At 47.9% G+C, this 11,694-nt stretch carries 14 protein-coding genes and 1 tRNA gene; 4 read left to right on the top strand and 11 right to left on the bottom strand.

Annotated elements, in window-relative coordinates; genetic code table 11:
• Positions 1 to 51 precede the first annotated feature (51 nt).
• On the bottom strand, positions 52 to 486 hold the full coding sequence (locus V4534_07120; protein MES2504630.1) for a hypothetical protein: 435 nt from the start codon (positions 484 to 486) through the stop codon (positions 52 to 54).
• A 25-nt stretch (positions 487 to 511) separates the two neighbouring features.
• Positions 512 to 730: a translation initiation factor IF-1 gene (gene infA / locus V4534_07115; protein ID MES2504629.1), complete on the bottom strand. Its 219-nt coding sequence runs from the start codon at positions 728 to 730 to the stop codon at positions 512 to 514.
• Positions 731 to 824: 94 nt separating this feature from the next.
• On the opposite strand from infA, the gene V4534_07110 reads away from it, so the two are divergent.
• On the top strand, positions 825 to 2,021 hold the full coding sequence (locus V4534_07110; GenBank protein MES2504628.1) for a hypothetical protein: 1,197 nt from the start codon (positions 825 to 827) through the stop codon (positions 2,019 to 2,021).
• Here V4534_07110 and V4534_07105 read toward each other — a convergent pair.
• Entirely contained in the window at positions 2,008 to 2,169 is a 162-nt protein-coding gene (locus V4534_07105; protein ID MES2504627.1) for a hypothetical protein, read from the bottom strand. The two genes, V4534_07110 and V4534_07105, sit on opposite strands and share 14 nt — an antisense overlap.
• Positions 2,170 to 2,195: 26 nt before the next feature.
• Here V4534_07105 and V4534_07100 point away from each other — a divergent pair, with 26 nt between their 5' ends.
• Positions 2,196 to 2,789, top strand: a complete 594-nt coding sequence (locus V4534_07100) for a histidine phosphatase family protein (GenBank protein ID MES2504626.1) — start codon at positions 2,196 to 2,198, stop codon at positions 2,787 to 2,789.
• On the opposite strand, the gene hemQ is transcribed toward V4534_07100, so the two are convergent.
• From hemQ to raiA, 4 genes are read right to left on the bottom strand one after another with little or no spacing between them, the layout of a single operon-like run.
• Complete coding sequence (gene hemQ / locus V4534_07095; GenBank protein MES2504625.1) at positions 2,735 to 3,484, bottom strand: hydrogen peroxide-dependent heme synthase; 750 nt, start codon at positions 3,482 to 3,484, stop codon at positions 2,735 to 2,737. The two genes, V4534_07100 and hemQ, sit on opposite strands and share 55 nt — an antisense overlap.
• On the bottom strand, positions 3,481 to 4,179 hold the full coding sequence (locus V4534_07090) for a tetratricopeptide repeat protein (GenBank protein ID MES2504624.1): 699 nt from the start codon (positions 4,177 to 4,179) through the stop codon (positions 3,481 to 3,483). Before V4534_07090 ends, hemQ begins: the two co-directional genes overlap by 4 nt.
• On the bottom strand, positions 4,176 to 5,009 hold the full coding sequence (rapZ, locus tag V4534_07085) for an RNase adapter RapZ (protein ID MES2504623.1): 834 nt from the start codon (positions 5,007 to 5,009) through the stop codon (positions 4,176 to 4,178). The genes V4534_07090 and rapZ overlap by 4 nt, the downstream gene beginning before the upstream one ends.
• Complete coding sequence (raiA, locus tag V4534_07080) at positions 5,006 to 5,554, bottom strand: ribosome-associated translation inhibitor RaiA (protein ID MES2504622.1); 549 nt, start codon at positions 5,552 to 5,554, stop codon at positions 5,006 to 5,008. The genes rapZ and raiA overlap by 4 nt, the downstream gene beginning before the upstream one ends.
• A 73-nt stretch (positions 5,555 to 5,627) precedes the next feature.
• On the opposite strand from raiA, the gene V4534_07075 reads away from it, so the two are divergent.
• A tRNA-Asp gene (locus tag V4534_07075) sits at positions 5,628 to 5,704 on the top strand.
• 119 nt (positions 5,705 to 5,823) lie between these two features.
• Complete coding sequence (locus tag V4534_07070; protein ID MES2504621.1) at positions 5,824 to 7,458, top strand: S8 family peptidase; 1,635 nt, start codon at positions 5,824 to 5,826, stop codon at positions 7,456 to 7,458.
• Between the two features lie 48 nt (positions 7,459 to 7,506).
• Here the strand turns inward: V4534_07070 and V4534_07065 are convergent, their stop codons facing one another.
• From V4534_07065 to V4534_07050, 4 genes are all read right to left on the bottom strand, one after another.
• Positions 7,507 to 8,547, bottom strand: a complete 1,041-nt coding sequence (locus V4534_07065; GenBank protein ID MES2504620.1) for a hypothetical protein — start codon at positions 8,545 to 8,547, stop codon at positions 7,507 to 7,509.
• Positions 8,495 to 9,601: a hypothetical protein gene (locus V4534_07060; GenBank protein ID MES2504619.1), complete on the bottom strand. Its 1,107-nt coding sequence runs from the start codon at positions 9,599 to 9,601 to the stop codon at positions 8,495 to 8,497. Before V4534_07060 ends, V4534_07065 begins: the two co-directional genes overlap by 53 nt.
• On the bottom strand, positions 9,588 to 10,433 hold the full coding sequence (locus V4534_07055; protein MES2504618.1) for a polysaccharide pyruvyl transferase family protein: 846 nt from the start codon (positions 10,431 to 10,433) through the stop codon (positions 9,588 to 9,590). The genes V4534_07060 and V4534_07055 overlap by 14 nt, the downstream gene beginning before the upstream one ends.
• 97 nt (positions 10,434 to 10,530) lie before the next feature.
• Positions 10,531 to 11,640: a hypothetical protein gene (locus V4534_07050; protein ID MES2504617.1), complete on the bottom strand. Its 1,110-nt coding sequence runs from the start codon at positions 11,638 to 11,640 to the stop codon at positions 10,531 to 10,533.
• Positions 11,641 to 11,694: the final 54 nt, after the last annotated feature.

Below are 11,694 nucleotides of genomic sequence, written 5' to 3'. Positions count from 1 at the left end.
TATAGCCTATTTCTCCCCTCTCCAGTTACTGGAGAGGGGCCCGGGGTGAGGTTACGCTGAGATTTCAGCGGGAGGTGTTGTTTTGGAGGGGGATGCTTTTCTGGCTGGTGCTTTTTTAGCAGGAGCCTTTTTAGCAGCCGGGGCAGCCTTTTTTACTGGCGCTTTGGCGGCAGCCGGTGCTTTTTTCTTTGGCGCAGCGGCTTTTTTAGGGGCTGCTTTTTTTGCTGGCGCTTTAGTCGCTTTCACGAGGCCCATTTTGTGGAGCAAGCGGTCGACTTCCGAAGTCATTTTCGAGGGCAGGTGTTCTTTGTTGTCATGCCAATAGTGAACGAGTGTGACAGCGCCTTCTTTGGCTTGATGGCTGACTTTGTGCATCAAGTCTTTGATTTCTTCGCTGGTTTCATCTTTCAAGGTAGCTGCCCGCCGTTGTGCTTCGCAAAGCAGGGCCAAGGCGTTTTGCAACAAGATTTGGCGTTTCTGAGTCATGGTAAAAATTCCTCCTTTGAAAAACCTATTTCGAACGGAAGATCACCCTTCCCTTCGTGAGATCGTACGGCGACAACGCCACACGTACTTTATCTCCTAACACAATCCTGATAAAATGTTTACGCATCTTTCCGGAGGTATAGGCCAACACCTCGTGGCCATTCTCGAGCATGACTCTAAACATACCGCCTTGCAGCACTTCCCTAATCGTTCCATCAACTTCTATCTGGTCTTCGCGAGACATACTAAAGCTCCTTACCGGCCCTCACAGTTGCCGATACCACACGAAAAAACAATCCCCATTGACCCTTTTAATGCTCAACCATACAGTAAATTTAATGAAATTTTTTATCTTTTCATTGCTTTTAATTAGCATCGTGGGTTGTTTTACTGTTTCTAATGATGCCGATATTGGGCGCAGAGGAAGGCATAATCCTTTTCTTAGCATTGTGAAGCCTATCCTGCCGGCGCGGGTACATGGTGCATACGATCACACCCTTTATTACGACGATAGATCTGGCGGAGACTGCCAACCGTACTGCCCTCAAGTGGACATTTGGCAGTACCAATATTTAGAACATACTTCGCCTTTGCCCATCTCTACACAACAGGCTTTTTGGAAAAGCCCTCAAGAAGCACGGGTAATTGCTTTTTCCCTTTTTGGACAAAACCCGATTTATTATCAAGGCCTCTTAGATTTTTTGAAAAGTTTCAAAACTTTGAAGCGAGTCAATCATATCCAAGATGAGATTTGGGGACTCGAAACATTTACACCGAGGGTTTATGTGCCCAAGCGTAATCCATTCGGTGTTTTCAAAGACATGCCTTTAGAAGGCGAACTCTTGGATTATCAAATCAAAGCTTTAGCTGATGCGGGCTGCGAAATTGTATTCGTAGACAACGGCCTTAAAAAAGCCACCAAAGACGCCACCTTCTGGCGCTTTATGATTGCCGCAGAACCTATGCCGGAAGGCCAAAAGATACGATACCTGCTCAGAGACGCGGACTGGATTATGACCGGGGCGGAAGCATTTGCCATTGGTGAATGGATGGCGAGCAAACATCAATATCATCGAGCGCATCTGATCCCAATTTGCCTGGGGCCCCTCACTGCCAGTTGGTGGGGAGGCTCGCATACGGGTCATGGCGATTTTACCAACCTGAAAGATTTTATCTCGTTCTTTCCTTACCGACTAAACTACGGCGATGACGAGCTTTTCTTAAGAGACGCTGTTTGGCCTAAAATGAAGCATTCGGGCTCCGTCATGACGCATATTATTAAAAGAAACTGGGTGTCTTCCGTTATGAATCCTTATGCCGGAAGCTGCGAAGAACCCACCAAAAGATATTGCAATGCGATCAACCCGCGCAATCATTGCGAAGATGTTGAGTTGCCTCTTGAACTCGATTACCCTGGCACCAAACTCGGCATGCGAACAACGCTGAAAGAACTGGAAAAATACCCTGAATACTTCGACATGAAACTGAACACCAAGCGTGGCCGTCAGGTCATGTCGGCTTTTAAGGTGCGTTAGCGGGAACGCCTGGGTCGCCTGCATCATCCGAGTCTTGAGGATCGGCGCTCAGAGGCGCTGGGAGGTTCTCAACCTCCGATCTTGTTGTCTTTGGGCAAGCGGAAATCAGCAGCAGCATCAACAGCGTTAACAATTTGGTTTGCTTCATGACCAAAAGACTAGCAAATTTTTGGTATGTTAAACAATGTGATGATCTATTTAGTTCGACATGGCGAAACCGAGTGGAGCTTAGCCAGCAAACACACAGGTCTGACCGATCTGCCTCTCACCGAAAATGGGCGTAGCCAAGCAGTGAACGCCCAGGATTTACTTTCGGGCATCGATTTTGCAGCTGTTTGGTGTAGCCCGCTAAAGCGTGCAAGAGAAACCTGCGAACTGGCAGGTTTTAGTAGTCGCGCTGAGATCATGCCAGAGCTGGTCGAGTGGGACTATGGCGATTATGAAGGCCTCACCAGCGCCCAAATCCATCAGACCCGCCCAGGCTGGAACATTTTCGACCACGGCGCCCAAGGCGGCGAAAGCATCGCGCAAGTCGAAGCCAGAGCACATGGCGTTATTTCCAAGGCAAGCGATTCGACCGCTAACATCTTAATTTTTTCAAGCGGCCACATGATTCGAATGATCATGCTTGCCTGGATCAAGCAGCCCGCAAGTTTAGGCAAACACTTCAACCTAGATACGGCAGCAGTTTGCATTTTAGATCATGAAAAATCTCATCCGAGCATTAGACAATGGAACCTATCTGGACCCAGTCGATTGCCCACATAAAATGCGCCGAATTCACCAAAGCGCGCGCTCACTTCATCAAAGCGCATATCTGTCACAATGTGCTTGAAAACGAGCGGATCCTCAGCAAACAACGTAACGCCCCACTCCCAGTCATCTAGGCCAATCGAGCCGCCGATCATCTGCACCACTTTGCCGGCGTAGCCACGCCCGGTCATGCCGTGATCGCGCATCATGCGGCGGCGCTCCTCTAGGCTTTCGCTGTACCAGTTCTCTTTTTCCCCACGGCGCTTGCTCATAGGGTAAAAACAAACATGCGCAGACTTTGGCAAAACAGGCTTTAGGCGCGCCGCAATCATGGCTTCGGCTTCAGGGCTTTTATTGCCCGTTGAATGGACGTAATTACTGAGCTCGACCACAGAAACATATGAGTAAGCTGGTTTCATGAAACCAGCCAACTTGGTTTGCTGAAACAAATGCTCTGCTTCAGACAAAACGTGAGTGTCACTGCGTAGGTTTAAGATTAAAAAATCGGCCTTGTGTCCTAAGATTTCGTAAAATCCAAAGGCGCCGGTTTTGTCTTGATTAAAAGCGTCATAGCGCTTCCAAACCATCATAAAATCTTCATGGATACTTTGTTGTTCAGGCCTGCTTAGTCGGCCCCAACTTGCCCAGTCAAAGGTTCTAAAATCATGAAGGCTGTACCAACCTTCCAGCGTCTCTAAGTGTTCGGTCATAATTGCTGTGCTACCTGAATGCGTTTATCTAAATTAAATTTCTTGGCATACGCCGGGTCTTTTTCCATCACCAGGCGCCAACTTCGAACAGCCAAGGCGGGCTGGCCTGACATGATAAAAGCCATGCCTTGATAGTGCAAGGCAGGCACGTAGGACGGATGCTTCTTTAAAACGCGAGCAAAAATCGTGAGGGCTTTGGAGGCCTGGCTGTTTTTGACATAAGCCCTTGCTAAATCTGTTGCCTTTTGCGGATTTTCAAAAGCTTTGAGCTCAGAAAGGCCAGTCACAACTTTTTCATGCAGAGGGCTTTTGGGCGCGACCTTTAAGTAAAGCTCCCAGGCATGCAGGCCAATTTTTTGGCTTTTCTCGGAAACATTCGGCGCTTCAAGCGCTACCGCGCCTAGCAGAAAAAGCGCATCCAGATTCTCTTCGCTGGCCGGGGCGGAATTGGCGAGAACGAATTGCAGCTCTTCCACGCTTCTGTCTGGGTTTCCCAGAAAAAAGAAACAGCGGGCAAGCAAATTTCGCGCGCCGGGCATTCTCGGATCTGCGTCTAAGAGTTTAGACAACAAGCCAGCGCTCTCAATAAATTTTTGCTGCTCAAATAACTTCTCAGCCTGGCGGTAGGTTGGCTTTATCTCTGGCTTCGAGTTGCAACCGAGGCCGAGAATCAGTATTAAAAGAAGCGATTTCATTTTTGACAGTCTCGGTGCGTGATCTGGACTGGGTAGCCATAGCGCTCAAGCTGCCGGGCCATTTCACCAACCAATACGACCGAGCGATGTTTACCACCCGTGCATCCAATGGCAATGGTGAGGTAAGTTTTATTTTCAGATTGATAACAGGGAATCAAAAACCGCAGCAATTCGAGGGTTTTCTCCAAAAACGGTTTGGTCTTTGGCGCATAGAGCACAAACTCTTTCACGGCTTGATCTAGGCCAGTCTGCTCTTTGAGTCCTTCTATAAAATAGGGGTTTTCTAAAAATCTCACGTCCAAGCACAAATCCAACTCTTGCGGCAAGCCGTGTTTAAAACCAAAGCTAATCAGACGCACAGCCGTGAGCAATTTCGTAGGCGCGCCTATCAAACGGCCTATTTCTGCACGCAGCTGATGGGGCGTTAACGAATCCGTTTCGATCACCCGATCCGCCACGCTCCGAAGCGGCGCCAATAGCGCACGTTCGGTCTGGATGCTGGCCAATATTCCTTGTCCAGACTTATCAATCGGGTGAGGACGCCTGGTTTCTTGAAAACGGCGAACCAATGTTTGCTCGCTGGCTTCCAAAAACCACAGGGCGCCATCTTTTAAAGTGCTCCAATGAGCCGTGAACTGGGTAAGATGCTCCGCTTCACGGGCGTCAATAACAAAAGCCAAAGGCTTGGTTTCATGCCCTCTTTGACCAAGCTCAGCAAATTTAAGCAAAAGTTCGGCTGGAAGATTATCAACGACGAAATAGCCTAAATCTTCCAAAGCCTTGGCAGCGGTTGATTTTCCCGCGCCCGATAATCCAGATAACGCGATCAAAGTGCCTCGATCAAGCCGTACTGGTGCCGGCCTTTTTTCCGATAGAGAATATTTAAATGTTCTGTTTTGACATTCAAAAAGACGAGCAATTCGCTGTCTAACAAGTCCATCTGCATGCTGGCTTCTTCGATGCTCATCGGTCTCGCTTCAACTTCCTTGGATTCAATAATACTTTTAGGCAAATGACTGGTCTGCTCCTCGGGCGTGCTGGTACCGAAGGTATTGAACTTGACCTTCAGACGTGCACCCTCGCGAGGCTTATGTCCTGCTAATTTGTCGCGGTAGCGCTTAACTTGAGTTTCAATTTTTTCAAACGCACGGTCGATTGAATTATAGAGATCGCTGGATTCTTCTTTCCCGCGCATCATCATACCGTGTGAGGCAATCTGAACATCTGCCCTTTCTACCAACTTCTCCGCGCTTAAAACCACATGAACATGGGCCGCATCATCCAAATATTTCTTGATATGAGCTGCTTTATCTAGAGCGTGTTGTTTGAGAGGCTCGCTGGGATCCAAATGACGAAACGTTACTGATACCTGCATATTTCATACTCCTCTATTGACAGATTTATCCCAGCTCGCCTACAAGAGCAACTCCTGCTTTTTCTTAAAGGTAGGGGTGGTAGCTAAGTTGGTTATAGCGCCGGCCTGTCACGCCGGAGGCCGCGGGTTCAAGTCCCGTTCACCCCGCCAAATTTCCCCTCAAAAATTATACGCTGCATGATGGACTTCAAACTTAAGTTCATTGTATCCTATTAACAGCAGTTAAGAGAACTGCGATTCTTAACTTTTTTATTCCTTGAGGGGGGGATATGCTTAAACTAAGTTATATTGTTCCATTGCTATTAATTTCACTGGCTGCTAAAGCCCAGGTCGGGCCGCCACCTGCCGATCCAGTGCCGCCATTGATTGCGAAACCAGTGCAAGTTGTACCTGGCAGTTTCTTGATTAAAAGAAAGCTCGGCCAAGCAGGCGCTTCCGGCGCAGCAGTCGCAGCAGCCATCCATACACAAGCCAAAACCAGCACGGTCAAACGCTATGATTATCCGACTGGCCTAGAATTGATCCAAGTTGCCGCAGGCGCTTCAAGCGCTCAAGCGGTTGCTGTCTACGAAAACCATCCAACCATCGACTATATCGAACCCAACTATGTTTTGCATGCGCTATCCACACCAAACGACCCATATTACAAATACCAGTTCGCTTTGAACAACCTGGGTCAATCCGGCGGCTATACTGACGCAGACATGAACGGTCCAGAAGGCTGGGACCGAAACTCGGGCAACAGCGAAGTTGTGGTCGGCATCATTGATACCGGTATCGATTATACCCATCCCGATTTAAGAGAAAATGTCTGGACTAACAGTCTTGAAATACCGGGCAATCGCATCGATGACGATCATAACGGTTACATCGATGACGTCCATGGTTACAACGCAGTAAAAAACAACGGCGATCCGATGGATGACAACGTGCACGGAAGCCATGTGGCAGGCATCATCGGCGCAGTTGGCAACAATGGCGTTGGCATCACAGGAATCAACCAAAAGGTAAAAATGATCGGTTGCAAGTTCCTTGATGCAAACGGCAGTGGTGACACAGCAGCAGCGCTCACCTGCATGAACTATTTCGCAGCGCTTGCTAACCGCGTCAACAACCCGGTCAAAGTCGTAGTGACCAACAACTCATGGGGTGGTGGCTTAAGTTCGAAAGCATTTACCGATGCCGTGAAAGTTCATAGGAATCTGGGCATTCTCTTCTTCGCTGCCGCAGCAAATGCCTCCAATAACAATGATGTGAATCCAACCTTCCCCGCCAGCGTTATCTCAAGCAACGTGGTGACCGTGGCAGCCACAGATAACAAAGACGGGCTCGCTTCTTTCTCGAACTATGGCAAGCGCTCTGTTTTAGTTGCCGCACCTGGTGTTAACATTCTCAGCACCGTTCCAGGCGGCAAATATAACTACCTCAGCGGCACATCCATGGCCACACCTTATGTCACAGGGCTTGCCGCGCTCCTCAAATCCAACGACTCTTCTTTAGATTGGATTAGCATTAAAAACTTAGTAATCGCCGGCGGAGAGCCGATCGCAGCCGCCAAAAATACCACCATGTCAGGACGCCGCATCCGAATCACCGATACCGATGGCCAAGGTTCATTTACCTGCAACAATCAGCTGGTCTCAGGACGCTTATTGCCCTTGAGCAGCTCAATCAGCATGCGCGTAGGTCAATCGCTACCAATATCGCTAATGAAAATTAACTGCGCCAAATCGGTACAAGTCGCTGGTGTTCCAAGTACCGGCCTCACCAACGACATTGGTCAAGCACCCGACGATATTGCCTATGACGGGGTATTCAACGGCTACTTCACCCCAACTGCAGCTGGAACATACCGTCTAGCATTCCCAAACGAAGACTACGTAACCGTTGCCGTAACACGCTAAGTTAAGCCTCCACTGTCGTCCCGGCCACCGAGCCGGGACCCAGTTCTCCTACTTCACGACAACCAAACTCTGAAAAAGCTTAGCCTTATCCAATTTGGCAATCCAAATCTCATGGTCATCCTTGCCAAACGAAACCCAAATAAACCGTTCATCGAAAATATACCCACACGGAAACACCGCCTTAATCGGCTTCCAATACGGCACAAAATCGGGCCCTTGATAAAACCCATCCGAAACAATCGGACGCTGGCTAATCTCTCTAAGTTCAAACGGAGGCTCGGCATCATAGGTATAAGCCCCCATAAAATAGTGCAGCATCGGTTTGGCTGCCGACTGCGTACTGGCCAACTGCTTCGAGGAATGGAAGAATCCTAAGAACTGATTTTCTACTTTCTGTGCGCTGCTACCCCCCCGAACGCTCCCCCAACTCCAACCTGATTTGTGGGCACTCAGTGTGTAATTATCACATAACCCAGAGCCATCTAAGCGCGGGCGACAAACACGGTGAGGCTCGATGCTATAGGCCAAAAGCAATTGGCCATGGTACTCAAACGGAGTCCAATTTTTCTCTCGAATATTATAATCTTCCCCCTCAAAAAAGCTGATTCGCTCTGAATACGCTGCCTCAAATTTGCCATGAATGTTGCGCAGCTCAGATACATATAATCTAAATCCGCCGCGATTCACTTTTTCATACGGATTATCGCTATAAACCAGGTAAAGACGCGTCCCCACCACAATCAAACGTCCATCCTCGGCCCGACATGGCCCCGGCGCCACATATTGCCGAATATGCAACATCTGTGGGTGGCCCACCGGAACCAGCTGATTGTTCAACTTAATGATGCCGATAAATGACTTAAACTTATCTTTGCGATCTGGCGTTATGCGAAAAGTCATCAGCAGCTCGTTGTTCCATCGAACAATCGAGCCGTTATAGGCTTCTGGATATCCAGGAATGTGGATTTGATGCGACGCAATCACAACGCCATCGGCATATTCGCGTTCAACATCCACAACGTACGCTGCCCCAGGACTAGAAATCGTCCAAAGGCTTAGAAACAGACTGCATGCTCTGATAAAGCTCATGCTTATCCAATTTTGCGACCCAAATTTCGTGATCTTGCCGCCCATAAAACATCCAAATATGCTTTTCATCTGCTACAAAGCCTCCCGGGAAAACCACCCGTACGGGTTTCCAAGTTTTATGCTCCAATCCTTCGTAAAAATTCCTGCCTACGATTGGCTGTTTGCTCACGCGGATCACGCGAAATGGCGGATCCTTGTCAAAAGTATAAGCGCCTGCAAAATAGTGCTGAATTTTTTTGCCATCGGAATGTGCGGTCTTCATTTCTTTCGATGAGTGAAAAAATGCTAGGTATTCGCTTCCAATTCGCATCGCAGGTGTTCCGCCTCTGAGCACACCCCAATCCCACTCAAGTTTCTCTATCTTTGTTTTGGCAACGGTTTGACAATCACCCGTGGTGATGTTCGGTTCTAAAATTAGATGCGGCTCAATACTGTAGGCCATCTTGAGAGTTTTAAGATGTTCAAACGGCACCCAGTTCTTCTGCCAACGTTGTTCATTCTGGCCCTCAAAGCTCGCTAAACATACTGGTGGCGATACTTCAAACTCTCTGCCGTTATGGATCAACTCCGCCACAAACATGCGTCGAATTTCTGGTTGCTCTTTGCCAGCAATGATGTTGCTGTAAGCCATGTAAATTTTGCCATCGATGGAAATTAGCCTTGGATCTTGCTGCCGGGCCTCGATACTTGAGTCTTTGTATGAAATATTTAAGACCTGGACTGGTCCAACCGGCTTAAACTGAGGGTTCAAAAATACCAACCCAATGTTATTGGTAGAAAGGTCGGCCCCACTGCGGAATCGAAAACTCATGAGAAAAGAATCTTCTTCGCAATCAGATGCAAGCTCATAGTGTCCCGTGCGAAAACTCATGAGCAGCGCGCCATGCCATCGTACAATGGAGGGATTAAAAGCATCAGGGAATCCTGGCACTTCGATTTGTTTTGTTTCCTTCACAAAATCAGAGAGCATTTCGTGTTCAAAATTAACAAATGCCGAAGAGGTTAAACCAAATACAGCGACGTAAATAGAAAGAAAAATTTTAGCCGTTCTCATTCAACTGCCAATACTCGAATGGGAAAGCATCGTATAGCGCTTGCAGGTCAATTTTAATGGGCGGCTCACCGCCAAGGCGGACAGCCTCTTCCACACTTAACGCAGCATTAAAATCAGCCCGTCCGGTGCCCAAGTAGTAATCCTGGTACTTAAACAGGGGTTCTTTATCCGCAATGATCATCCTAGCCGGTATGCCAAATGCCTCAGCAATAATCACACCATGCAACGAACTCGAAACAACCAGCTCGCTATCAGTAATGGCCTCAATAACTTCGTTCCAAGGATCTGTCGGATAGATAACGTTTGGATACTTATCTTTGGGATATCGATGCATCTCGGAGTAATGCGGGATAAACAAATAGCGATTCGCAGGCTTTTCTTTGCGTCTAAACTCAGGAAACAATCTAGGCACCAACAGAGCCGGATCGCCATAGATCGCTGGAGCATCAATGCCAAATTCATCTTTCAAAAACTTTCGGGTCAAAGGACCACGCACTGAGCGGACCTCCAATGATCGAAAGCCATATGCCTTTTTAGCCAGCAGTTTGCCGTTAATGCCTGAGCCCCAAACCACATCGCCCGTATCGGCGAAAGACAGGATAGAGCCAACGGCTAGCAACTTTTTATCATTATTAGCCGGCCGCCGGTTGTAAACCCGAACAGGTCTATTAACCATGCGTTCAACGATTTTCAACGAAAGATAATCGCCAAAATTTGTAAATGCTGGTTGCCTCCAATACCAAAGTGGCAACCCTTGTTTTGCTTCTGAATATGCAAAACCGCTTAACGACAAACAAATCACAATACATCTTAACAACGACGTTCCGTTCATTGTAACTCCGAATTCATTGAAGTATAACTATCCCAAGCAGCATTTATTTCTTCGACAGCTCCCATCGAGAGCTGCCGAAGATTTCATGTAGTTGTTTTTAGATAGAGCGCATGTAAATTTCGTAAACTTCCTGGGGATTGACCTGTGGGTTATAGGTACAGGTGGTCGGCCAGGTTGATTTACGGCTTAGATTGCCTTTGGCTTTTGGCTGCCAGACGAAATCGAAGTTGTTCTTGCCGTCTGCAGATGTTTTGTACCAACCACTGGCCAATTTCTTGCCATCGCTTCCGTATTCAATCCAAGAGTTAAAGTGTCTGATTTCAGCATCATAGCCGGTGCCACTTAAATCGAAAGTCTGATACCGGATCTTGCCGCCATGAGATGGATGCATGCGAGCCAATCCGTTTTGAGGCCGGTCAAACTCAGTGATCTTGGTCTTATCGTAAGCGTAATTCCAAACAGCCTCGCCTGGATCAACGTCAGCGACATAAGGCTCTCTTGATTCTGCCAACTTAATCAATTCAGGCATCAACACATGCGGATACGGTTCTGATGGGTCGTCTCCAGCGTTGCCGTTATTTCTAAAGCCGATGAATTTTTCTTCCGGATCAGCCAGATCGTTACTCACCATCACCAAAAGGCCTTGAATGTCGTTTTGTGTAAAGACAACGCCATTATAGGTAACATCACGAATCGGCTGTTTTAATAATGAGCAAATTCGAGCAGCCATATCGCAATGACCAGCCCAAGTCACACCGCCATTCGAGGTGTTATGGTGTTCGTTTTCATAAGCACGGCATTTGCTACCGGTAGCTTGATCATACTTGTCGCAAGGGCCACCTGGAAGATACAAATTGGCCCCTGGGTTGTTCCACCTGATTCCCATTGGAAACCAATTGCATTGCCAAGTACGATGTCGCGCGATTTCATCGCACAAGACTTTACCGCCGGCAATTTCGACCCGATGCTTGCCAAGCCAGTCAGAAATTCGTCTCTTAGCCTCTGGCTCAAACTGATCTTCGTGGGATCGATAAACATCGATCAACCCCTCGGTGCCATCACTGCCTTCGACTGAGCAGCAGAGCCAGCCGCTTGAGCCGGCTTTGTTATCTTTCTTAGCGGCATCGATTAAACGTTTAGCATCATCATCGGTCACATGACCGTTGTGTGCCCTGACTGATTCATTATAAACTGACTGTACTGGCATGAAAATCTCCTGGTCATCCGTTATCCGGCGGATGCCAGGATTCTTATTATCAAT

The organism is Myxococcota bacterium (genome assembly GCA_040387835.1).
GTDB lineage: Bacteria > Myxococcota > UBA727 > UBA727 > JABDBI01 > JAZKCZ01.
Note: the sequence above shows the minus strand (reverse complement) of the source record. Positions and strands in the feature narration are given on the sequence as shown.